The organism is Brevibacillus schisleri (assembly GCF_055685845.1).
Map to the genome: position 1 here is coordinate 3,547,433 of NZ_JBVNDM010000001.1, position 22,749 is coordinate 3,570,181.

19 protein-coding genes and 1 riboswitch are annotated in these 22,749 nt (G+C 46.8%); of the genes, 2 read left to right on the plus strand and 17 right to left on the minus strand.

From position 1 onward, the window contains the following. Positions 1-317 precede the first annotated feature (317 nt). The 4 genes from ACUUHJ_RS16580 to ACUUHJ_RS16595 all read right to left on the minus strand — a co-directional run bounded on the left by ACUUHJ_RS16580 (position 318) and on the right by ACUUHJ_RS16595 (position 5,615). Complete coding sequence (locus ACUUHJ_RS16580) at positions 318-1,403, minus strand: serine hydrolase domain-containing protein (protein WP_472299395.1); 1,086 nt, start codon at positions 1,401-1,403, stop codon at positions 318-320. Beyond that, positions 1,400-2,848, minus strand: coding sequence for a serine hydrolase (locus ACUUHJ_RS16585; RefSeq protein WP_472299396.1), 1,449 nt, complete (start codon positions 2,846-2,848; stop codon positions 1,400-1,402). Before ACUUHJ_RS16585 ends, ACUUHJ_RS16580 begins: the two co-directional genes overlap by 4 nt. Before the next feature lie 27 nt (positions 2,849-2,875). After that, positions 2,876-4,495, minus strand: a complete 1,620-nt coding sequence (locus tag ACUUHJ_RS16590) for an ABC transporter substrate-binding protein (RefSeq protein ID WP_472299397.1) — start codon at positions 4,493-4,495, stop codon at positions 2,876-2,878. A gap of 97 nt (positions 4,496-4,592) precedes the next feature. After that, positions 4,593-5,615, minus strand: coding sequence for a MerR family transcriptional regulator (locus ACUUHJ_RS16595; RefSeq protein ID WP_472299398.1), 1,023 nt, complete (start codon positions 5,613-5,615; stop codon positions 4,593-4,595). A gap of 289 nt (positions 5,616-5,904) precedes the next feature. On the opposite strand from ACUUHJ_RS16595, the gene ACUUHJ_RS16600 reads away from it, so the two are divergent. Further along, positions 5,905-6,462 (plus strand): helix-turn-helix domain-containing protein, encoded by a 558-nt coding sequence (locus tag ACUUHJ_RS16600; protein ID WP_289677979.1) that lies wholly within the window; start codon positions 5,905-5,907, stop codon positions 6,460-6,462. 60 nt (positions 6,463-6,522) lie between these two features. On the opposite strand, the gene ACUUHJ_RS16605 is transcribed toward ACUUHJ_RS16600, so the two are convergent. From ACUUHJ_RS16605 to ACUUHJ_RS16625, 5 genes are all read right to left on the minus strand, one after another. Continuing rightward, positions 6,523-7,455: a D-alanine--D-alanine ligase gene (locus ACUUHJ_RS16605; RefSeq protein WP_472299399.1), complete on the minus strand. Its 933-nt coding sequence runs from the start codon at positions 7,453-7,455 to the stop codon at positions 6,523-6,525. Between the two features lie 46 nt (positions 7,456-7,501). After that, complete coding sequence (locus ACUUHJ_RS16610; RefSeq protein ID WP_472299400.1) at positions 7,502-8,992, minus strand: aminotransferase-like domain-containing protein; 1,491 nt, start codon at positions 8,990-8,992, stop codon at positions 7,502-7,504. A gap of 129 nt (positions 8,993-9,121) precedes the next feature. Further along, on the minus strand, positions 9,122-9,352 hold the full coding sequence (locus tag ACUUHJ_RS16615; RefSeq protein ID WP_289677976.1) for an aspartyl-phosphate phosphatase Spo0E family protein: 231 nt from the start codon (positions 9,350-9,352) through the stop codon (positions 9,122-9,124). Between the two features lie 365 nt (positions 9,353-9,717). Beyond that, the gene (locus ACUUHJ_RS16620; RefSeq protein WP_289677975.1) at positions 9,718-11,100 is read right to left on the minus strand and encodes a helix-turn-helix domain-containing protein; all 1,383 of its coding nucleotides are present in this window, start codon (positions 11,098-11,100) and stop codon (positions 9,718-9,720) included. A gap of 542 nt (positions 11,101-11,642) precedes the next feature. Further along, positions 11,643-12,590, minus strand: coding sequence for a helix-turn-helix transcriptional regulator (locus ACUUHJ_RS16625; protein WP_472299401.1), 948 nt, complete (start codon positions 12,588-12,590; stop codon positions 11,643-11,645). Between the two features lie 114 nt (positions 12,591-12,704). Here ACUUHJ_RS16625 and ACUUHJ_RS16630 point away from each other — a divergent pair, with 114 nt between their 5' ends. Next, complete coding sequence (locus ACUUHJ_RS16630) at positions 12,705-13,136, plus strand: VOC family protein (RefSeq protein WP_289677973.1); 432 nt, start codon at positions 12,705-12,707, stop codon at positions 13,134-13,136. 84 nt (positions 13,137-13,220) lie between these two features. On the opposite strand, the gene ACUUHJ_RS16635 is transcribed toward ACUUHJ_RS16630, so the two are convergent. The 8 genes from ACUUHJ_RS16635 to ACUUHJ_RS16670 all read right to left on the minus strand — a co-directional run bounded on the left by ACUUHJ_RS16635 (position 13,221) and on the right by ACUUHJ_RS16670 (position 22,743). Beyond that, a complete protein-coding gene (locus ACUUHJ_RS16635; RefSeq protein WP_472299402.1) occupies positions 13,221-14,483 on the minus strand; it encodes an aminopeptidase P family protein in 1,263 nt (420 codons plus the stop codon). Between the two features lie 144 nt (positions 14,484-14,627). Continuing rightward, complete coding sequence (locus ACUUHJ_RS16640; protein ID WP_472299403.1) at positions 14,628-16,259, minus strand: peptide ABC transporter substrate-binding protein; 1,632 nt, start codon at positions 16,257-16,259, stop codon at positions 14,628-14,630. Between the two features lie 27 nt (positions 16,260-16,286). Beyond that, positions 16,287-17,243 carry an ABC transporter ATP-binding protein gene (locus ACUUHJ_RS16645; RefSeq protein ID WP_472299404.1) on the minus strand — a complete coding sequence of 319 codons (957 nt, stop codon included), beginning with the start codon at positions 17,241-17,243 and terminating at the stop codon, positions 16,287-16,289. Then, a complete protein-coding gene (locus ACUUHJ_RS16650) occupies positions 17,236-18,258 on the minus strand; it encodes an ABC transporter ATP-binding protein (protein WP_472299405.1) in 1,023 nt (340 codons plus the stop codon). Before ACUUHJ_RS16650 ends, ACUUHJ_RS16645 begins: the two co-directional genes overlap by 8 nt. 14 nt (positions 18,259-18,272) lie before the next feature. Continuing rightward, complete coding sequence (locus ACUUHJ_RS16655; RefSeq protein ID WP_472299406.1) at positions 18,273-19,220, minus strand: ABC transporter permease; 948 nt, start codon at positions 19,218-19,220, stop codon at positions 18,273-18,275. Positions 19,221-19,224: 4 nt separating this feature from the next. Further along, positions 19,225-20,157: an ABC transporter permease gene (locus tag ACUUHJ_RS16660; protein ID WP_472299407.1), complete on the minus strand. Its 933-nt coding sequence runs from the start codon at positions 20,155-20,157 to the stop codon at positions 19,225-19,227. A 109-nt stretch (positions 20,158-20,266) separates the two neighbouring features. Then, positions 20,267-20,371, minus strand: a riboswitch (SAM riboswitch). A 121-nt stretch (positions 20,372-20,492) separates the two neighbouring features. Beyond that, positions 20,493-21,287, minus strand: coding sequence for a sulfite exporter TauE/SafE family protein (locus ACUUHJ_RS16665; RefSeq protein WP_472299408.1), 795 nt, complete (start codon positions 21,285-21,287; stop codon positions 20,493-20,495). Positions 21,288-21,324: 37 nt separating this feature from the next. Beyond that, complete coding sequence (locus ACUUHJ_RS16670; RefSeq protein WP_472299409.1) at positions 21,325-22,743, minus strand: MBL fold metallo-hydrolase; 1,419 nt, start codon at positions 22,741-22,743, stop codon at positions 21,325-21,327. Between the last annotated feature and the right edge of the window lie 6 nt (positions 22,744-22,749).

Consider the following 22,749-nt stretch of genomic DNA (forward strand, 5'->3'; position numbering starts at 1 on the left):
CCGATAGATTCATTTCTACTTATATTTTCATTGTACCATTCAGAAGGAGATCTTCCCTACCTATTATTCCCAATTTACAGCCGTCACTTTCACCAAACTGCCCACCATCCAATGATACTCGTGATCCGTCTCAACGTACTTATGAGTGTAATCAGGACCATCAATGATCATCTGCTACAGCAAGCTTCTATCACTTGATTTATATGGAAATCCGACTTTTTGGTTCACATGAAAAAGCTGACATCGTTCAGCGCCGCATGCTCACATAAAAATAATCGAAAGAGGAACCGCAGATGGCGGCTCCTCTTTTTAAATGGTTACGGCAAGACATACGGTTGTTCGAAAACAATATTCTCGACTGCCTCTATTACTTTTTCTGTCCACTCACGTTCCTGATCCACGTTCGTGAGATAAATCATTGTTTTATCTTTTTGGATGTATCGTCTTAGCCAGCTTCGATACCCCGGCCAGCTTCCGCCGTGATGCACGACTTTTCCTGTCACCTGATCTTCACACAGCCGCCAGCCATATCCATAGTTTGATAGACTATTGTCCGTAAGCTGCACTGGGGAAAACGCTCTCTCTAGTGTCGCTTTTTTGACCAGCTTTTCTGTGTAGAGAGCTCTGTCCCACTTACGCAAGTCATCCAGTGTTGAACTGACCGCACCGTCTCCCTGAATGCCATCCAGATAAATGACAAAATCGTGCTCACTTGATTCATCCGGTAACACGATTGCTTCAGATTGAGGAGAATACACGTATCCACAGGCGTATTGCTGAGTCAACTCAGGAGAATATCTTCGGTTGTACACCTTCGTGTGCTGCATACCTAGTGGTTGAAAAATGTGTTGCTGCAAGAAATCGGCAAATCGTATTTCAGCTACGTGTTCTACAATAGACGCCAATAAAGCGTAGCCAGTATTACTGTACTCATACCTTTCATTGGGTTGAAACAACACGTCGGGTCGATGCTTGATCAGCTGTTCGAGTATGTCTTGATTTGTAGCAATTTGTTTTTTGTCCCAAGATTTCGAAAACAATTCCATGTAATCTGGCAAACCAGATGTGTGCACAAGTAGGTTCTCTACGGTAATATCGGCATACGGGAAATCTGGAAAGAAGCTATCCACTTTATCTGTATAGTCGAGCTTCCCTTGCTCTTGCAAGATCATGATGCCCATGGCTGTAAATGCTTTGGAAACTGATGCGAGTTCAAATACCGTATGCGGTGACAGTCTCTCAGCCGTTTCCAGATTGGCGATTCCTATGGAATTTTGATAAAAAGGTTTCCCTTCTTCCAAAATCAAGATGTTTCCGCTCCAATTGTTTTTTTCGGCAATCGTAGAAAAAAGCTCATCAAGCTGGCGACATCTCGCATCACTTACGTTGGCGCGCTGGGTCATTTTTCGTTTCCCCCACTCGTTTTTTTATCTTGAATCGTAAATTGCCTTCCAGCAAAAGCCATTCGAACAATCTCATTATTTCCATCCCTGATAAACCGTGTGGAGAAATCGGTTCCAAAAGCCCGGACTACAAAGATATCTTCCCCAAATGGCCTCATTACGTAGTTTTCTCCCAAAAAGGAGAGCACCAGTTGACCATTTTCCAATCGGACCGGCAATGTCCCAAACTCACTCGATTGATAATCCCCTGCGTATTGATCCATAGCTTCCTCGGTTAGGAAATCAATCTTGCTAACCAGATGAGAGGATTCCGGGGGGCGGTTTTCCAGACTATTTAACGCACCCACCATAACCGCCACAACAGGCGACAATTCTAGATTGGACAGTGCCACTCCGGCCAGTCCTGTCTCGGGAAAGAAGCACATTTGAGCCGTTACCCCTTTAATACCACCACTATGTTCCACAAGCGTTCTTCCGTAGTAGTCAGTTGTTATGACCAAGCCGTACCCGTAAAATTGACCAGGTGCCATATCAGTAGGAAAATAAGGGGTCATCATTTGTTGTACACTTTCCGGGGTCAGGATACGATTGCCCCCTGCGGTAAGCCCACCTTTGCAGAACATGTCCGTATATTTCAACATATCCCGCACCGTTGATTTTATAAATCCTGCCGCCCGAGAAGCGGGAGAATCCCACCAGTTCGGAGATGAGAGCACTTCCTTGTGAACGCCTCTGTCTCGCATGATATACAGCTTTGTAATATTCTCATAGCCATTTAGCTCTTCCAGAAAAAAGCTCGTGTGCTCCATCCCGATTGGATCGATGATATGCTCCTTGACATAAGCCTCATACGACTTCCCGCTGACGCGTTCAATGATCGCTCCCAGCAAGGCGAAACAGTCATTGGAATAACTGAACTCCGTGCCTGGTGGGCCTAGAAGCTCTAAATCTAATGTAGAGATTACACTCATCAGGTCTTCGTACGTATCGATTGGGACCGTTTCATCTGTCTGGTTTTGCATCAATGGAAGGTCTTCTACCTCGTTCGCGCCCAAGCTTCGCATCACACTTGCCAAAAATGTGGGCAAGGGGGGAATTCCACTCGTATTCGTCATAAAATGATGAATCGTGATTTGCCCCACATCAAGATTTTTCAGACGGAATTCTGGCAAGTATTTGACAACAGGGTCATGTACGGATAACTTACCCGCCTCTTGTAATTGCATGACCGCCACACAGGTAAAGGATTTTGTTATCGATCCAATTCCAAATACTGTATCGATTGTAACTCCTAACTGCCGTTCCACATCACGGAAGCCAAATCCGTTACTATAGAAGATTTGACCATCTTTTGCTAATCCCATACAAACACCAGGAACCTGACTTTTGGTTATCCAATTTTGGGCATATTGTTCAAAAGAATCAATCCATCCGTTATTTTGCATATGTTTCTCTCCTTTGTTGACATGTAGTTAGTTCTCGATCCAGCTGTCATTATATGTCGGCATGACAGATGTCCACTTTACTCCCTTTATCCGAGAATTTATGACAGTAAAGGCCTTATCGTAATAGAGAGGGACAACATACGCTTGCTCAATGAGTTGCTTTTGTACATCCATATACACTTGCTTTCTGGCATTCGTCTGTAAGGTTGCACGCCCTTTCAAAAGGAGTGCGTCCAGCTTGTCATCTTTTACACCAGACAGGTTGTAGGCACCGTTTGAATGGAAATAAAAGTATAAAATATCAGGATCATCATAGGCGCCCGATATCAACGTTACATCAAAATTTCCTTTGATGACTTCCTGCATGTACCCTCCTATTTCTAGATTCTGTATCATTATGTGGATACCAGCCTCTCCCAGCATGGCTTGGAGCAATTGGGCTTCTTTGTCAAAATCTGCGGTACTGAGTAAATTCAGACTCAGTGGTTTTCCGTCCTTTTCTCTCACACCACTTCCGTTTACTTTCCAACCAGCATCGTCCAACAATTTCTTTGCTTCGGCCACATTATACGCGTACCCGTACCCTTCTAAGGATTTGTCATACCCTAGCGTCGATGGAGATAACGGCATATGCGCCACTTCGCCTTCTTCCTGCGTAACAGCTTGGACAATGGCTTCTTTATTGACGAGCATATGAAATGCTTTGCGTACTTGAATATCTTGAAACGGTGGTCTCTTCAAATTCATTTCCATCAATAAGCCTAGTCCAGGACGTAAGCGTTCGATCACTTGATATTTCGAATTATTCCGATAATAAGTCACGTCTTTCATAGGTATTTCCGTTGCTACATCGATAGCACCGCTCTCTAGCGCTGACAACCTGAGTTGGCTGTCAGCAATCGCTTTTATGACAAGTTTGTCGGCTCTTGGAGGACCTTGATTTTCATAATATGGTTCTCCCCACTGAAAAGCTTCATTTCTAACATAGGTGACACCTGCGCCCGTATTCCAGCTCTCAAACTTCCACGGCCCTACTCCCACAGGACTCCTGCCGTAATCCTCCCCAGCCTTTTCAATTGCTTTCCATGATAACGGCTGTGTTATATAATTCCCTAGTGAATCGAGGAAGGCAGTATTGGGTTCGTGTAGTTCGAGAACGAGGGTCTGATCGTCTGGCGCTTTCACACTTTTTATTGGAGCCATTACTTCAGCGGCTGTTTTTGCTTTTGTCTGCGGATTAAGAGCACGATCAAAGGTTTCCTTAAAACTTTTTGCAGTCAGCGCTGTCCCATCGTGAAAGGTAATCCCGGAACGAATGGTAAAGGTCCACGTTTTGCCATCCTCAGAAATTTTATAGTCACTAGCAAGAGAGGGCTTGTATTCGTTTGAGGCAGGATCCTTATATAGTAGCGACCCACCGAGCAACCAAGTATAGACCCCAGCGGATCCAGCAGACATGTGAGCATCTAACGTATCCGGTTCATAAGGGTACGCTACTGTAATGGTTCCGCCCGATTTTGGTTTGGCACTCTCCTGTTGCTCGGCTGGCACAGTTGTTTGCGTGCTACAACCAACCACCAGGAACAGACATAGCGTGACAAATCCCCCTAAAAAGACACTGTACGCTTTTCGGTTGTTTTTTTTCATGTGTCAGCATGCCACCCCCTACCCTTTTCTTTTAGAAAGAACTTCCGATGATGACAGATGATTCCACCTCCTTCACAAGCTGTAACAAAGCGTACATTTACTCGTTATCCAGTTGTTGAAGCTTCCACTGTACTCCTTGGTAGAATAATTCATTTGTTTTCATATACGTTTGAAGACCTGGGTATAGGATTAAACAAATTCTTCTAAAGCGTTCGAGATTTTCGGTTTGGCTTGAAAGCAACCATTCAGCAAATCGACGGAAAAACGATTGCGAGACAGGGAGCTCGTCGACATCCGCAAAGAGCAACACATACTCTTGAATATTCGCCTGTACGACAGGGCTGTCTGGAGTTGCATGTTGCTCAGCTGCTTTCAACAGCTGTTTATGGTTTTTAAGCATTCTGGCAGTCCACATCTCCACACTGATTTTAGGCAGGTGAACTACTTCCAGGAAGGACATAACATCCTGCTTCATTTCCCGGACAATCTGTGGATCATTAAACATTGCCTCCAACTCATCTAATGCAGCCGTTTGCGCTGCCGAAAGATTGCCTTCCAGCAACGAAGAAACGTTAACCCCTAGTAAAAATATCTCTCGCCATTCAACCGGAAATTGTTCAGGAAAAACGGACGAAAACATTTTTTCTAAAATAAACTTTTCTCGTTCCAATGCATCTGCGGAAATGGATTCAATTAGCTCGTGCATATAGCTCAGAGAATCATTGCCATCCTCACTCTGCTTTGTTTGTTCCAAAATAGACTTCATGCTGGCAAGCGTACGCATTTGGATGTCCAAAGCTTCGATTTGCCACTCTATCGCCCTATCAACAGGAATATCCCCAGCTAACATTCTCTTAATCTCATCAATTCCAAAGTTTAAATAGCGAAGGGTTAGGATCAGTTTTAACCGCCATATTTCCTCTGCCGTATACACACGATGACCTCCAGGAGTTATCTCGGCAGGTGAAAGCAGGCCAATCTCGTCATAATAACGAACAGTGGGTACAGAAGATCCTGTCATTTTCGACACTTGTCCTATGGAGAACTTCACTTCCACTGTTGTTAGATCATTCTGTTGATTTTGTGTGGTGTCTAATCTGTTCCTCGCCTTTGCGTGCACGTTACAACACCCCCTTACCCAATTATAAAACCTCATGTAACTTGAGATTCAAGAGACAATATAAAAAAGGAGTGTCATTTGAACATGAAAAAGCCAGGTAGTTGCTGAATCCATGGGAGTATTACCAATCGTTTTATGTACCTGATAAAATCGTGTTTTGCGTAGACATAGCATCTCTTTTCGTATATTTTGGACTATATAGTGTCTGTTCTGAACCATATACAGTTTATTTCATGAAATCAAACGTATATACGTGTAAGATAACGTCCGAATTCAATGGAGGGCATTTATGGAAGAGTTTCACACAAATGTTGGAGAGAACATAAAGCGTATCCGGAAGGAAAGAAACTTGAGCTTGGATAAAACTTCTGAAATAACAGGGGTTAGCAAAACGATGTTAGGACAAATTGAGAGAGGTAAATCTGCTCCAACCATCACAACTCTTTGGAAAATAGCTAGTGGGTTGCGCTTATCCTTTTCTTCACTCATTAGTCAATACAAGCCGAATGTTACGATTGTAAAAAAGAAAGAAGTAAACCCCATTATTGAAAATGACGGTCAATATCGTGTGTATCCACTTGTCCCCTATAATCCTGAACAACAGTTTGAGATCTTTTCAGTAACCCTTGAACCAGGATGCGAGCATATCGCAGAACCGCATACAACTGGGGTTGAGGAATTTATTCTCGTAAACGAAGGCACGCTAGAGGTTGTTGTCAATGAACAAATTTATGTCGTTGAGCCAGAAGATACGCTCATTTTTAAAGCGGACAGGCCACACATTTATCAAAACAACGGAGATCGTATCGTAAAGTGTTCGGTAATCATTCACTACTCCAGTCAATGAAAGCAAAGAGAAACCCCACTACATGTAGGGTTTCTCTTCCGTTAGATCACTAGATAGATGCTATCTGTTTGCAGGGCTCCCCCATTCCCGCTTCCGCTCATGTAGCGAGCTCGCAATAATTCGGTCCAGTACCTGTGTAAAGGTCATACCTGCTGCTGCTGCACTCTTTGGAAACAGACTGTTGGCGGTCATCCCCGGTAAGGTGTTCACTTCTAGTACGTAAGGCATATCCTGACACAAAATCATATCGACCCTTGCATAGACTTTGCACTGCAGTAGTTGGTAGCTGGCGAGCGCCGCCTCTCGCACTCGCTGCTGGATAACGGGAGAAAGCTCGATCACCTTCTCCTCCGCGCCGCCATCCTCATATTTCGCTCGGTAGTCGAACCACTCTGAATGCGCCGAACGAATGCCGATAATCGGGAGTACCTCGCCATCCAGAATCGCGCAAGTTAGCTCCATCCCTTTCAAATAGGGCTCAATCAAGATCCCCTGATCCAAATAACTGGCTTCCTGAACAGCCGACAGCAGCTCCTTCTCATTTTGCACGAGCTGGACACCAATGCTGGATCCCCCCAAATTTGGCTTCACAATCACCGGGTAGCCCAATTGCTCCACCGCCTGTGGATTATAAACGTCCTTCCAGTAAAGACCTGCAGGCGTTCGAATACCTGCCGTCTTCAGCAGCATCTTGGACAGTTGCTTATTCATACATAGGCTGCTTGCCAGGACACCGCTTCCTGTATAGGGTATACCGAGTGTCTCCAGCGCTCCCTGCACTGTGCCATCCTCACCATATTGGCCATGCAACGCCAACAGCGCGAAATCGATGCCTGCTTGCTGAACCTGCGTGATTAAATCCGCTCGCTGCGTAACGACAATGGGAACTGCCTCATAGCGACTGCGATCCAAATGATTGATCATCTCTTGACCAGTCTTCAGAGAAACCTCACGCTCCGAAGAAATACCACCCATAATAACGCCTATCTTCATGATGACACCTCATTTTTCTTCCAAATGGTTGTGCGGTCTGTAATCGTTATGTCTCAAGTAAGCGACGCGCCTGTTTGCCGATTATCTGAATACCCCGCTCGATATTTTCATCCGTTACTCGTGAAAAACCGAGTCGCAACGTATTCGTCCCTGTTCCTTCTTGAATAAAAAATTTGTCTCCCGGTGTAAAAATGACACCCTGTTCTGTGCAAGCTTCTAGCAGCTGGTGTGTATTTACGACTGACGGAAAGGTAAGAAACAAATGCAAGCCCCCGTCGCCAGATAGCTGCGCCTCAGGGAGATGTGCTTCACAGCAGGCCTTCGTCAGTTCATATTTTCGCTTATATTCCATACGTGCTTTTTTGATATATTTATCGAAATTTCCATTCAGCAAATATTGATACAGTATCGATTGATCGATGGTTGAGGTATGAATGGTGCGTGCACGCTTCATGCTTTCCAGATGGTCGAGCAATGCCTTGTCACCGAGCACCCAGCCCACTCGCAATCCAGGGAACAGTACCTTGGAGAAGCTACCAATATAGATGACTCCGTTCCCTTGCCCTGCTGTTGCGATTAATGGCGCAACATGCGCTCCCGAGTAGCGTAGCTCCTCATTGAATCCATCCTCAATCACCGGAATCTGATAGTGCATCAGTAATTTCATAACAGCACTGCGCTTCGCCGGCGACATGACTATGCCTGTCGGATTGTGATAGGAAGGAGTCAAATAGGCCAAATCGAAGCTGGTTGTCTGCTTCTGCAATACCGCTTCAAGCTGCTCTACATCAATACCATCTCTCTCCATCGGAATGCCTGTTATCTGAAATCCTTGCAGCTTCAAGTTCTTGATCGCTGTATGATGGGTCGGATTTTCACAAATGGCTGCTCCACGGCGCGAAGAAGGACGAAGTGCCGACAACACGATGTCGAAACCTTCTGTAAACCCGCTTGTAATCAGCATATCCTTACCGCTTACATCGACGCCCTTATTCTCCATATAGCCCATCAAGTAATCGATCAGTGGCTTGTAGCCCTTAGCATAGCCGTAGTTGAGCAGCACCTGCCCTTCGATTGCCATTCGATCCATAAAGGCCCGCCTTACATCCCCCAGATCAAACAACTGCTCATCCGGCGCGATGCTTGTGAATGAAATGGTTGCTTTTTTGGCGCGTATGCCCTGTTTCATCATGTCTAGTTCTGTAGCGGATACAGCATATTCGTTCATTCGTGCCTTCCAGTCGATTTGCCATGCGGCAGAGCCTTCCGTACCTCCGTTATTTGCAGCCAAATGGCCCACCATAGCGCTTACATAGCTGCCTTTTCCTGGAATCGCATACGTAAATCCGTCATCCTCTAGGCCCTCGTAGGCAGCAATGACTGTATTGCGGCTCACCTTTAGCAGACTGCTCATTTCTCTTGTGGAGGGCAGCTTTTGATCTGCTTGAAGCACACCCTTGATTATTAAGCGTTTGACGTATTCTTTCACTTGTATCGCGACTGGACGGTCACCAACAAGTCTGAAATCCTGGAACATCCTTCATCGCCCCCGTCTATAATGATGGCATGATAGACGAGAGAAAAAAAGAACCACCGCATTGGATTTTTCATCCTTCGGTGGTTCCTCTTTCGCAATCATTTTTTAATAGACCGCTAGTGAATCCTTTTACCAGATGCTATCCGTTTTATGGTTGTTCTGCGCCATCACAATATATTTGTCCAATTGCTGGCTTACCCCCAAAACTACGTCACTTGTAAGGCCATGTTTTCCGGCCAATTCAATCATTTGCTGTCGAAGTTGTTCGATGCTTGTTTCTAGATCCAAGTGGTGGCGACCTGCTTCTATTCCCGCGCCCCAGATCGTGCACTTGCTTTTCGGGGATGTTCCTCGGTGCACAGAGACGTCCCTTTCTAATGAACTTAAAATAGCTTTTATGTTAAGCACCTCCTATGATTTACAAAATATGACATTAATAACTATAAATGAATATGCAAGAAATCACCAACTAAGGAAAAATGGAATAGAAAAAAACATCCTATCGAAAGGATGTTTTTTTGTGTGTCTTATTAACTATTTTCTAAAAATCTGCACCATGCTGATAATTAATTACGCGTGCTGTGTCAGACTTTTGTGGTTCGTACACAATACCACTGCTAAACCCAAACGTTAGAAGAAGTGCTAGGAATACATGTTTCATTCTTTTTCATCCTCTCTTCTTATCATCTTTTTCGTGATTGTTGATACATCGTCCTACAACTCGTCTATAGTGTAGCTTCTGCCTTCTTCTCTCCAATTACAATGGCTTGATATTGGAGGATTTGTGATGGCGAGGCAAGATGGCGATATTTTTCAAACAACTGTACACATTGCAGAGCATCATAATGTCGATTCATCAAATCCGATAGAACGAAACAGTGCAGGGTTTCATTGATTCCACTTTCAATGCGTCCCTTTGTAAAATCATATTTTGCTTTCTGATATCGATATTGGAGGTGCTGAACCATATTCACCAACATTGTTCGTTCATGGAATCTAGCAATATCTTTAGAGAGGCGTAATAAAACCTCATCCACACAAAAATGATATTTATTAGCTGCTTCCATAATCGTAACGAGGCCCGGAAGTATTTCAACAGGTTGCTCCGCAAGATAGTCGGTATATTCCTTAATAATTTTTTCATTCCCCATTAATACTTCCAGTGTGTAAAAATTCGCTCTCGCAAAGACAGTAAACCGCTCAACGATTCTAATCCCTTCATCGTCCAGAAGTTCAAACCAATGTAAATCGGCGTATGCTTGTACATATTCTTTGGATTGGGAATAAGCGCCTTGCATCTGTAGGACTAATCCTTTATATAAATAACCCATTCCGTAGTAGTAGACAAGCGGACGTTCTGTTTTTATCAACTCTGTCGTTCGATTTTTTCTGCATTTTTGCAGCTTATCTTGATAAATGATTTTGGAAAGCCCTCGAAGCTCATCTGCGTAGGTTTCTGCTTCACTCCATTTTTGCAACGTGAAACAAACCTTCGACAAATTTAACAAAGCATCTAATTGATCCGTTTCGGGTAATCGCTTTCGATATGGTGAAAAGCGAATAACAGCCTTCTCATTTTCATCAGCATTTGTCCCGAGAATTGCCTGAAATAACCGGTAGTGACTCATCACAAACTGGGTAGAGTAGCTATCTTTCTCGTTCTCAATTACGTACTCATAGAATGGCACCGCCTTTCCCAGTTTTCCATCCTCATATAATTGCTCAGCCACAGTAAAAAGGATGGAGATATTTTTGGGATTCTCCAGTAATTGGGAGGTAACAGCTTCGATGCAATCCTTTCGCCCATTCTCAGCGCTTCGAATCAAGTAAGGTATCAATCGGGGGCGCGAAATTTTCCCTTCATATAAACATTCGTCGGGATAAAGTTCATACATCCAGCCTGGCTCGTAGCCAAACACTTCAGCGAGTGCGTCTAATTGACTTATCGTAATAGCCCGAGGCGGCTTCCCATTTAGAATCTCGCTCAATGTCCCCGGATTAATACCAGTTAAATCCCCTAGTTTGCTCAATGTATAACCGCGTGCTCTCCGATGTTGTTCGATTTCTGACCGCAGCGACTGGTGCAATGTCCCTAGCAGTCCCCCCATAATGGATCACCCTTTTAGTTTTGCTTTATTTTACAATCAAATGGGTTTTTTTGGAAGATACTTAAGACATATCTTTATCATTTTACTGTTCGAAGATAATAAAATTTTAGACTGACCCTCCCAATCAAAACAGCGATAGCCATGGACCAGAAAATAAAGTCCTAGACTTCCGCTGTATTTTTGACAATCCCCTCAGTATTCTGGTACATTATTTTGCCCGCTAGACGAAGTGCATATATCCGAATTAGTTGAAGCAAAACGTCAAATTGATTCAACTTTACACAAACTAAGACAAACAGTAAAAACTTTCGAAGCGAAAGAAAATCCCAATAAATATAAACCTCAAATTACCTTAGCGAAAAGGCGGATAGTTGCATTCGAAATTTCAGTGTTTCTGATTGAAAGAGAAATAAATGACCTTGATAAAAAAGGTAGTTAGTTTTAGACTCAACTATCAATCTTTACTGTCGCGCTAACGGGAACTTTCGGGCCGCATCACCCCAAAACGTGACCAATCAAGCAGCCTTCGTCTTGGACAGTCTTTACCGATATTGCGCCATTAGTTTGTCCAGCATTTCTCTCATAACATGAATCAACTCGTCTGGCGCTTTTACCTTTGCATCCGTACCCAAACCAATAAAAAAATGGCCAAAAAATGGAAGGCTGCTCGTGGGGATTCGATTGCCCAGCCATCCTGTGCCGTCTTCTCGAACATGAATTTGCATTTTGTGGGCCGGCCACAGTTCGGATTCACATCTCTGCACCCCTGTTGCAGTAAGCTCAACATAAAGTTCCATAGCGGGACTCTCCTCTTCAAGGTAAGAGTCCCAGTTTCCTGTATGCACTTGCGTCAAATCGACCGCTTTCCGTTCGATCAGTTCAACAGATTTAACCCGGTCACAGCGAAACAAGCGAAAATCGCGGCGGTGAAAGCAATAGGCCGGACAATACCAAAACCCGTTGCTGGCATATATTCCGATCGGCTGAACATCTCTTAACCGCTTATCCTGTTTCGATTCGTACTCCATGCGCACCACTTTTTGATCGATCGCAGCATCCAGCAACAAGCTCAAATAAGGCGTGCTTGCATGTCTCATCGGCGTAACTAGATCAAATCGTTCCCGCATCCGGTCGATACGGTCCCGAATATCTTCTGACATATAAGAGTAAAATTTGCGCAACACTGAATCTGTTTCCGCCTCAAACGGAAGATTCGCGTAGTGCCTCAATGCATGACTGGCAAAAAATACAGCAAGCGCTTCGCCTTCCGTAAAAGCGACCGGGGGCAGCATTCTCTCGTTCAGCATCTTATATCCCCCATTCGGTCCGACTTCCGAATAAAAAGGAACCCCTAGCGCGCTCAACTCCTGCATATCCCGCATAATCGTCCGCGTAGAAACTCCAAATTCACTGGCAAGCTGTTTGGCGTTGAAAGACTTCTTTTTGTTGACGGCCATCATAATCTCGATCAGTCTTTTGGATTTTGCCATGATAAACTCCTTTTTATTTATTACGACAAATATTGTCACTATTGTACGTTACGATGCTAATGAAGTCCAAAACAGCAAAATTTGGACCATTTCATTAAAAAGGAGATTGATTACATGTCAATGCGCACAACGTCGTTCATTATGCTGGATAGAAAAGCTGCGGAAGCGATTGAGTTTTACCAAGAAGCGTTGAACTCGAAATTACTGTTCAAAACTACATACGGGGAAGGCAAGAATGCCGATAGTTTGCCTGAAGAAGGGAAAACGCGTATTGCCCATGCCGTGTTGCAAACTGGAGAAAATGATATGATGGTTGCTGATCTTTTTCCGGGGCAACCTTATGTGATCGGAAATCAGGTGAATATTTGTATAACAGCGACGCAACAAAACGAGATTGAAGAAATGTTTAAGAAATTGAGCGAAAAAGGGCAAGTGTTGTTCCCGTTGCAAAAAACTGAATTCAGTCCCTGCTTTGGAATGGTGAAAGACCGATATAACATTACGTTCCAATTCTACATGAATGATACAACAAGCAGTTGGAGCTGAAAATACCAAAATGAACGCTATAAAGCTCCGAGAGGAACCCCGGAGCTTTATAGCGTTCATCGTACCCATTCTTTTAAACGTTCGCTACTCCTTTTTCCCAATCAACAATTCCACTTCCTCAATTTCCTTCGGGATCTGCGATGAGAGCACCTCGTAGCCGTCTGCTGTTACTAACACATTATCTTCAATCCGAATGCCAATCGCTTCTTCCTCTATGTACAGACCTGGTTCAATCGTGATCACCATACCGGGTTGCAAAGCAGCACTGTAATCCGAGACATCATGCGTATCCAGTCCAAGGTGATGGGACACGGAATGATAGTAGTATTTAGACAGCTCACTGCTGTCCTGGATGAGACCGAGACGTAGCAGGCCTTCTGTCAGGACTTGTTTCGTCACATCATTGAGTTGTGTAAGTGTGACACCAGGCTTGACTGCTTCTATAGTTTTGATTTCTGCTTCGAGCACGAGCTGATAGATCGCTTTCTGACGTTCTGTAAAGCGACCGTTCACGGGAAACGTTCGTGAAATATCAGCGGCATAGTAATTCGATACTGCTCCGAGGTCGAGGAGGACCAAATCACCATCTTCTGCACGCTGATTATTCGCTTCATAGTGCAAGATCGTGGCATTGATACCGCTTCCAATGATAGGTAAATAAGGAAGCTCGCGAACACCATGCGATTTCAACGTGAAATCATAGTACGCCTCTAGCTCGTATTCCATGATTCCAGGACGTGCATGCGACCACATGCGACGGATTGCTTCATCCGTGATCGCAATCGCACGTCTGATTTCTCCGATCTCTGCTGGACTTTTCAACATACGCAGTTCTTTTAGCCATGGGCCCGCATCGTGAATCTGCAGGGTCCTATATTTCTTCTGCGCGTCTTCGGCAAAAGTCTCTGCAGGGTTCAGCTCGTCGCTCCACTGATAGCGATACAAGTCGAGATAGAGCGAACAATTGCCTTCGCAGCGTCTCATAAAGGTTCCAAATGACTCCAGCCACTCGTCGAGATAGTCGAAGTGTTCGATACCAGACTGCTCTTTCGCCTCTTGATCCGATAAGACGGTCCCTGTCCATTTCGCTTCCAGTTCATTTGGGCGCTGAAGAAATAGCGTTTCGCTCACGATGCCAGCACGTTTCGTGATCATGAGAATGAGGTTGCTGCGCGCAATGCCGGTTAAATAATAGAAGTTGCGGTTCGGTGAAAACAGGTATTTATCGTCATTGCTGCGTGTCTTGACAACGCCCGAAAATAGGACAATTGCGCTGTGGTCAGGCATTTTTTCCGCGAGTTTTTGACGGCGATTGATGAACTCTATTGAATGTAAGGTTACTGTCATTTGTTTTATACCCCCTCGTTCGTGAGTTTCTTCTTATTGTAGGATACTTTCATCATTTGGGAAACGAGTTTCAACAAAGAGCAGTTGCTCCTCTAGGCAAACTGCTCCTTGTTATCGTAGGCTACGACCTCATTTTATGAAACGTTACTCTGCCACTCTTTTCGCCCAACGCAGGTCCGGTGTCCCGGTTACACTGAAACGGATGCCTTCGATTTTTTTGCTATTGAGGTAGTTTTCGTTATTGAAATAAACCGGGATGACTGGCATATCCTGCATCAAAATGGTTTCAGCGTCGTGCAAAAGCTTCATCCGTGCTTCCTCGTTTTGCTCGACCTTTGCTTTTTCGATCAGCTCGTCAAACTTCGGATTGGCCCAGTTGGTGAAGTTGCGGGAGCTTTTCCCTGTATACAGCTCCAGCATCGCGAGCGGATCAAGGTAATCGCCGCCCCAACCCATGCGGGCAATCTGGAAGTTTTTCTGCTTGAACGTATCGATGTATGTTTTCCACTCCTGATTCTCCAGCTTCACTGACACGCCCAAATTTTGCTTGAACATTTCTTGCAGGGCTTCGGCGATCTTCTTGTGGTTTTCCGCGGTGCTGTATTTCAGTGTAATCGGCGGCAGCTCTGTCCAGCCTTCCTCCTTCAAGCCTTCTGCCAGGAGCTGCTTCGCCTTGGCGGGATCAAACTGATAGTAAGGCGCTACTTCTTCGCGGAAGTCCTTACCCGAAGGAGTTTTCATCCCAAATGGCGTATAGCCGTACGCTGGAAGCTGGCCTCCCTTGGTCACGTTTTTCGTCAGGATGTCCCGGTCGATCGCGTAGGAAAAGGCCTGACGAATTTTCGCATTCGTAAACGGCTTTTCCTCTACGTTAAACGTGTACGTATAAATGCTGTAGTCCGGGAATGATTTGTACTCTTCTTTCTCTTTTTCCTGCTCAATCACGTCGATCGGCAGGGAATCAATTAGATCAAGCGCTCCTGTTTTGAACATCTGGTAGTAGGTGGTCGCTTCGTTTACCATCTTGAAGTGGACGGTGTCCATCGTTACTTTTTCTTTCTCCCAATAGCGCTGGCTTTTGGCAATCGTCAGTTGGCTATTGTGGTCCCAGCTCCCCACGGTGTACGGGCCATTGGTCACGATGCCTTTCGCTTCGGCCGCCCAGTTTTTGTCTGCATCCACGACTTTTTTGTTCACTGGCAGATAGGCGCGACTCATCATGATTTTCGGGAAATAGGTGATCGGGTCTTTCAGTCCAACGATGAGTCTTCGGTCATCCTTTGCCTTGATCTGAACGTCATCCACGCTGCCTTTGCCTGTGTTGTACGCCTCCGCGCCTTGTATGTAGTAGAGTGCGGATGGTTCATAGGCGGCAGTCTGTGGATTCAACACACGCTTCCAAGAGTATTCGTAGTCATGCGCCGTCACCGGATCGCCGTTCGACCATTTCATCTCGGGGCGCAGAGTAAACGTGTAGGTTTTGCCGTCGGGGGAGACTTCCACCTTTTCGGCTGCACCTTCGCTGATGTCCCCATTTTGGCTATATCGGTACAATCCTTCATATAGATGATCGATCACCCAGTACGATGTGGTATCGGAAGCGAATGCCGGGTCTAATGTGTACGGTTCGCCCCGCAGATTAGTGGTCATGACTTGTTTAATGGCTGTCCCCGTCTGTTGCTCGGAAGATGCAGCTGATTTATCGCTGCCGCACGCAGAAAGCGCAGGCACAGCGAGCGCCAGCAATGCAACAAAAGTAAGCAATCCCTTTTTCATGATGATTTCCTCCTTGTTCTCCTCTGTCTACTGTACAAGACGGCAAGCGATCCAGTGTCCGCGCCTCACCTCCTTCCAATCCGGTGCTGTTTCAGCGCAAACGCTTTGGGCAACCGGACATCTGGTGCGAAACGGACAACCGCTTGGCGGATGAATCGGGCTGGGTGGTTCTCCAGTCAGTACGATCTGCTCCCGCTCTTCACGCTGGGCTGGATGAGAGACGGGAATAGCCGAGATCAAGGCTTGCGTGTAAGGATGTAGCGGAGTGGCAAACAACTCCTCGCTCGGTGCCAGCTCCATCATCTGCCCCAGGTACATCACGCCGATCCGGTCGCTGATATGCTTCACCATCGACAGGTCATGGGCGATAAACAGATAGGTGATAGACCGCTCTGCCTGAAGATCAGCTAAAAGATTGACGATTTGCGCCTGAATGGACACATCCAGTGCGGAGATGGACTCGTCTGCCACGATAAAGCTGGGCTCCACCGCAAGCGCACGAGCAATTCCGATACGCTGTCGCTGTCCGCCGCTAAACTCATGCGGAAAGCGTTTTGCGTGGCTTGGGTGCAATCCTACGAGCTCCAGCAGCCGATAGATGCGTTCTTCTCGTTCTTTTCCTTTTGCCAATCCATAGGAGTCGATTCCTTCGGCGATGATGTCGCCTACCCGCAACCGCGGATTGAGTGAGGCCTGCGGATCCTGGAAGATCAGCTGCATGTGGCGGTTTGCTTCCCGTCGCTCACGTCGATCCATCCTGGCGATGTCTTTGCCTTGAAACAGGATGCGCCCTGCAGTAGCCGGGTACAGGCCTACGATCGTCCTGCCCAGCGTAGACTTGCCGCAGCCGCTTTCCCCAACGATTCCGAGCGTCTCCCCTCGCCTGATTTCAAAAGAGACGCGGTCAACAGCTCTAACCCGTTGGCCTTTGCCAATCTCAAACGATTTAGCGAGATTCTCCACTTCTACTAGGTTGTCACCCATATGTCTCCCTCCCTGCTACCATCCACGCTTCTGCTCCCCGGGCACGCGGGTCGTTCAGCCAGCAGCTCGCCTCATGCTGATTGAAAAACGAATTTGATTGCGGCATATGCTCCAGGCAAATTTCCATGGCAAACCGGCAACGGTCAGCGAATGGGCACCCGGCAGGTGGACGAAATAGATCCGGCGGTGTCCCTTCGATGGGAATCAATCGTTCTTTTTTACCTGCATCGAGACGTGGCACAGACTGCAACAGCCCTTGTGTGTATGGATGGCGCGGATTATCAAAAATCTCTCCCACCGGGCCGCTCTCCACCACTACACCTGCGTACATGACCGCTACATGATCGGCCACCTCTGCGACTACGCCCAGATCGTGGGTGATCAAAATGATCGAGGTGTGCAACTGCTCCTGCAATTCCTTCATCAGACGAAGGATCTGCGCCTGAATGGTCACGTCGAGCGCCGTCGTCGGTTCATCTGCGATAACCAACTGCGGTTGGCAGGCTAGCGCCATAGCGATTCCGACACGCTGCCGCATTCCTCCACTTAGCTCGTGCGGATATTGTTCAAATCGCCTCGCCGCCTCAGGAATACCTACCCTCTCCAGCAGTTTCAGCGTCTCTTCGTTTGCTTCCGTCTTCGTTTGCTTTCGATGTTTGATCAGCCCTTCCGCAATCTGTTGACCAATTTTCATCGTGGGGTTCAGCGAGGTCATCGGGTCCTGAAAGATCATACCGATCTGCGAGCCGCGAACCTGCTGCCATTCCAGCTTCCTCAGCCCAGTCAGTTCACGCCCGCGAAACCGAATGCTGCCGCCTTTTACCTGACCTGTTCGCGGTGGAATCATCCCCATCAATGCCCGAGCCGTCACACTTTTTCCGCAGCCGCTTTCCCCCACAATCGCCAGCGTCTCTCCCTCCTTCACAGAAAAGGAAACCCCTCTTACTGCCCGCACCTCTCCACCGTACGTGCGAAAGGAGACGCGTAGCTGATCTACTTCCAATAAAGGCTTCATAATGTACTCCCCCCTCATTTCCTGATCCGTGGGTCCAGTGCATCCTGCAAACCGTCCCCAAGTGCATTGCAAGCGAACATCGTAAGCGAAATCATGAATCCCGGAAAAAACAGACGCCACCACTGTCCGCTCAGCATAACCGCCAGCGCGTCGTTGGCCATGGTTCCCCAGCTGGCTGTTGGCGCTTGCACACCCAGCCCAAGAAAGCTGAGAAATGATTCGGCGAAAATCGCGTGCGGGATCGTAAAGGTCAGGTTGACGATGATGACGCCGATCGTATTCGGCAGCAGATGTTTGATGATGATTTTGGTATGTGAGGTGCCCAGCTTTTCTGCGGCCAGCACAAACTCCTGCCGCTTGATCTGCATGATTTGCCCTCTGACCAGACGCGCCATCCCCACCCAGCCGGTCAGAGATAGGGCAATAATGATTGTTGCGAGTCCAGGCTCCAGAACCACCATCAGCAGGATTACCACCAGCAGATACGGAATGCTGTAAAGAATTTCGGCCAACCGCATCAGGATGTTGTCTACACGGTCGCCCAGCTTGTTCCTCCCTGCCATGTAACCGGATATCCCGCCGATGCATACACCAATCACGAGATCGATGGCTGCTGCCGCCACACCAATAAACAAAGAAATTTGTCCGCCTGCCCAGGTACGTGCCCACATGTCCCGCCCCAAGTCATCGGTTCCAAACCAGTGCTCGCCAGACAGTGGCAGATTTCCTTTGGTCAAAGACTGTTCATGTGGGCTGTGGGGAACGAGCAGCGGACCGATGATTGAGAGGGTCACCACTGCTGCGAGCAGGAAGAACCCGAGCATTGCCAGCTTGTTACTGGATACCCGCTGCAAAACCTCCTGCCAATACCCAAGACTCGGGCGCTCCCGAATTTCCTCTAAAAGCCGGCTTCGGTCGACTGGTCGAAACAGGGAATCCAGTTGTGTTGCCTGATTGGCCATAACGCTACTTCCCTCCACTCGTTAATCTGATGCGCGGGTCAATCACCCGATACAACAGGTCGATGATGTACAAAGTAAAAATGAGCACAAAGCTGTAAAACACAGTCGTTCCTAAAATAACGGGATAATCGCGGTTAAAAATGCTTTCCACGAAGTATTTGCCGAGCCCGGGAATCGCGAAAATCTTTTCCACCACAAAGGTTCCGGTCATCAGGTTGGCAAACAGCGGACCGATAAAGGTAAGAACAGGCAGGATGGCATTGCGCATCCCGTGTCTAACGACAATGGAAAAGGTGCCAAGCCCTTTGGCCTCTGCCGTGCTTATGTATTCCTGTTGCCAAACCTCAAGCATGCTGGCTCGTACAAAGCGGGCGATGATGGCGAGCGGACCGATAGCGAGAGCAAGTGTTGGAAGAATCGAGTGCTCCCAGCTCCCCCATGCAGCGACGGGTAAAAGCTCCCATTTAACGGCTAAATACTTGATCAACAGTGGCGCGAGAATAAAACTGGGGATGGAGATCCCGATGATGGCAGCAAACATAGACAAGAAATCCAAGGTCCGATTGTGATAGAGTGCCGCTACGATTCCCAGTGTGATTCCACCAATCAACGCTACCGTAAACGACTGGAGTCCCAGAACAGCCGATGCGGGAAATCCCTCTGCAATCAGTGTGTTCACATCCCTCGTCTTGGACTGGATAGAGGGCCCCAAGTCAAATTGCAGCAATCCTTTTAGATAGAGCAGGTATTGTACCGTGATTGGCTGATCGAGGTTGTACTCCGCTCGCATGTTCTTCACCACTTCTTCTGGAAGCATTTTGGCATCTGATGCGAATGGATCACCTGGAATCAGGTGCATGGTCACGAACGTTACCGTGACGATCATCCACAGCGTAACGATCATGAGAAAGCCACGCTTGACTGCATAATAAAGCACGTTGTTTCCTCCTTCAAATAATACAAAGTAAAACGATGTAAATACTACGGATTATAAATATAGAAAACCCCTCTCCGAAAAGAAGAGGGGCGATTGCACGTTTCCCACCTTCTCATCTCGCAGAATAACTCCGCAGGAATTAGCACCGTAAGGTCAATCAGACCAAGGTTGCCGGGTTTCATCGGGCCAGTCCCTCCACCACTCTCGATAAGAATGTTCTATGAAATTTAATTTTATTGTAAAATTCTTTTTATCTTATCATTTTACTCGGATATGTCAATGCTGTTCCATGACAATTGATTTTTCTTTATATTATTTGTGAAAAAAGTAAATCTTCATACACGTATGAATAGGAGGATGTCAGCCCAAATCTTAATCGTGGTGGCTAGGATCAACAAGGCAAGAATGGATTGGAGAATCCGCGTGCCCAAACGTTTACTGACCTTCGTACCGAGCGGCGCTGCCATGATGCTGGCGATTACCATGATCACGGATGGCCACAGCAATATGTCCCCTGCCATCCATTTCCCTATCGTCGATCCAATGGAAGATAGAAAAGTGATGGCAAGAGAGGACGCAATCGCAACTCTTGTCGGTATCTTGAGGATGATCAACATGATGGGAACCAAAATAAAAGCGCCCGCTGCCCCGACAATTCCGGAGGCACCTCCGACCATCAAAGCAGATAAGACAGCTGTTGGTTTATGAAAGAGAACCTCAGTTGTCTGTTCACGTTCGTCCACTCGCTTTTTTGGCAGGAACATCAAGATTACAGCAATCGTGGCCAGGATGGCGTAAACGATATTGACGGCATTTGCCGAAAGGAATTTTCCTCCATATCCTCCAAGCAAGCTCCCGACAATAATGGCACTTCCCATGTACACAACGAGCTGGTAATGAATAAGCTTATCTTTGCGCAGAGTCCAAACAGCAGCTAGGGTGGCAAAAAATACTTGGACGGCACTTATTCCGGATACTTCGTGAGCTGTGTAAGCAACGAATCCAAGGGCAGGCGGAATGTACAGAAGCATCGGATACTTGATGATGGAGCCCCCGATTCCAACGAGACCAGAGATGAACGATCCCACGAAACCGATAACAAACAGTGTGATCACTAGGTCGATAGTCATAGGCTCACCCTTTGCAGCAACTCGCTTTGATCTCGTTTTATCCTCGTTCTACCACTGGCAACCGGTCTATTTGCCATTGTAAGATTCCGCCGCTCAAATTCATTACATCCTTGAATCCGTTTGCTTTAAGAATGCTTGCGCCAATGGCGGATCGGGCACCGGAACGGCACTGTACGAGAAGCGGTTTATCGTGAGGAATCTCATCTTGCCGCATGGCGAGTGTACCGAGCATGATGTGCTGTGCATCCGGAATATGTCCTTCCTTCCACTCGGCCAAATTACGTACATCTACTACGTGAACCTCTCCCTTTTCCACCCGGTCTGCAATCTCCAGCGGTGTTACCTCTTCGATTGTCTCGAGCGAAGACCCTTCACTTTCCATTAGTTTGGTGCTGTCGATAAAGCCTGTGACATGATCAATCCCTACAGCACGCAAGGCTTGCAAAATCTCGTCCAGCTCATCTGGGGTAGTCAGAATCTGAACGGGGCGATCGTAATCGACAATCCAGCCTGCCCAGTTGGCAAATGACTTGTTAAAGGGAATATGAAGTGTTCCCGCCAGATGCCCCTTCGCAAATTTGTGGAAAGGACGCGTATCGATTATCTGTCCGTTTTCCAGTGATTCCTTTAGTGCTTCTAGCGAGTTGAACTCTTGAACAACAGGAAGTTCCTTGAGCAAGGCAGGGCCTTCCTTATTCACCCGTTTCATCACAGCAAAATACGTTGGAGGCTCTGGTTGTCCATCCAGGAGTGCCTGAACGAATTCCTCTTCACTCGTGTGTGACATCGCCCAGTTAAAGAGCTTTTCATAGCCGACGGTAGAAGACGGCACGGCCCCCAGTGCTTTCCCGCAAGCACTTCCTGCGCCATGAGCTGGCCATACCTGCATATAATCCGGCAGTTGCTTGAATTTTTGGAGGGACTGGAACATGGCTCTTGCACCTAACTCGGACGTCCCCTTCATTCCCGCCGCTTTCTCGAGCAAGTCCGGTCTGCCGATATCGCCGACAAAGACGAAATCTCCCGTGAAGATCCCAATAGGACGATCTGCATTCCCTCCAAGGTCTGTCAAAAGGAAGGAGATACTCTCAGGCGTATGGCCAGGGGTATGCATGACTTCAAAAAGCAAGTTTCCGATAAAAAAACGATCCCCATCGTGCACAAGCTGATGGTTCAAGCCTTTCACGTATTGATATTTCCAATCTTCATCGCCCTCATTGGATAAAAACAGCTTCGCTTGATGAACCGCGCCCAGTTCCCTGGCACCAGATACAAAATCAGCATGAATATGGGTTTCGGTGGCGGCTACAATGGTTACTCCCTCTGCTTTGACGACTTGAAAATAAGGAGCCAGATTACGGGCGGGATCGATCACAATCGCCTCCCCGTTTTTTTGGCAGCCGACTAGATAAGATGCATGGGCCAATTTCTCATCATAAAAGTAACGCAATAACATCGTGTA

Bases quoted from the DNA above. Each gene is read 5' to 3' on its own strand.
- ACUUHJ_RS16620 (WP_289677975.1), bottom strand. From the start codon at position 11,100: ATGGGGGGACTGCTAGGGACATTGCACCAGTCGCTGCGGTCAGAAATC.
- ACUUHJ_RS16610 (WP_472299400.1), bottom strand. From the start codon at position 8,992: ATGTTCCAGGATTTCAGACTTGTTGGTGACCGTCCAGTCGCGATACAA.
- ACUUHJ_RS16600 (WP_289677979.1), top strand. From the start codon at position 5,905: ATGGAAGAGTTTCACACAAATGTTGGAGAGAACATAAAGCGTATCCGG.
- ACUUHJ_RS16630 (WP_289677973.1), top strand. From the start codon at position 12,705: ATGTCAATGCGCACAACGTCGTTCATTATGCTGGATAGAAAAGCTGCG.
- ACUUHJ_RS16635 (WP_472299402.1), bottom strand. From the start codon at position 14,483: ATGACAGTAACCTTACATTCAATAGAGTTCATCAATCGCCGTCAAAAA.
- ACUUHJ_RS16655 (WP_472299406.1), bottom strand. From the start codon at position 19,220: ATGGCCAATCAGGCAACACAACTGGATTCCCTGTTTCGACCAGTCGAC.
- ACUUHJ_RS16665 (WP_472299408.1), bottom strand. From the start codon at position 21,287: ATGACTATCGACCTAGTGATCACACTGTTTGTTATCGGTTTCGTGGGA.
- ACUUHJ_RS16670 (WP_472299409.1), bottom strand. From the start codon at position 22,743: ATGTTATTGCGTTACTTTTATGATGAGAAATTGGCCCATGCATCTTAT.
- ACUUHJ_RS16585 (WP_472299396.1), bottom strand. From the start codon at position 2,848: ATGCAAAATAACGGATGGATTGATTCTTTTGAACAATATGCCCAAAAT.
- ACUUHJ_RS16645 (WP_472299404.1), bottom strand. From the start codon at position 17,243: ATGGGTGACAACCTAGTAGAAGTGGAGAATCTCGCTAAATCGTTTGAG.
- ACUUHJ_RS16650 (WP_472299405.1), bottom strand. From the start codon at position 18,258: ATGAAGCCTTTATTGGAAGTAGATCAGCTACGCGTCTCCTTTCGCACG.
- ACUUHJ_RS16640 (WP_472299403.1), bottom strand. From the start codon at position 16,259: ATGAAAAAGGGATTGCTTACTTTTGTTGCATTGCTGGCGCTCGCTGTG.
- ACUUHJ_RS16605 (WP_472299399.1), bottom strand. From the start codon at position 7,455: ATGAAGATAGGCGTTATTATGGGTGGTATTTCTTCGGAGCGTGAGGTT.
- ACUUHJ_RS16590 (WP_472299397.1), bottom strand. From the start codon at position 4,495: ATGAAAAAAAACAACCGAAAAGCGTACAGTGTCTTTTTAGGGGGATTT.
- ACUUHJ_RS16625 (WP_472299401.1), bottom strand. From the start codon at position 12,590: ATGGCAAAATCCAAAAGACTGATCGAGATTATGATGGCCGTCAACAAA.
- ACUUHJ_RS16580 (WP_472299395.1), bottom strand. From the start codon at position 1,403: ATGACCCAGCGCGCCAACGTAAGTGATGCGAGATGTCGCCAGCTTGAT.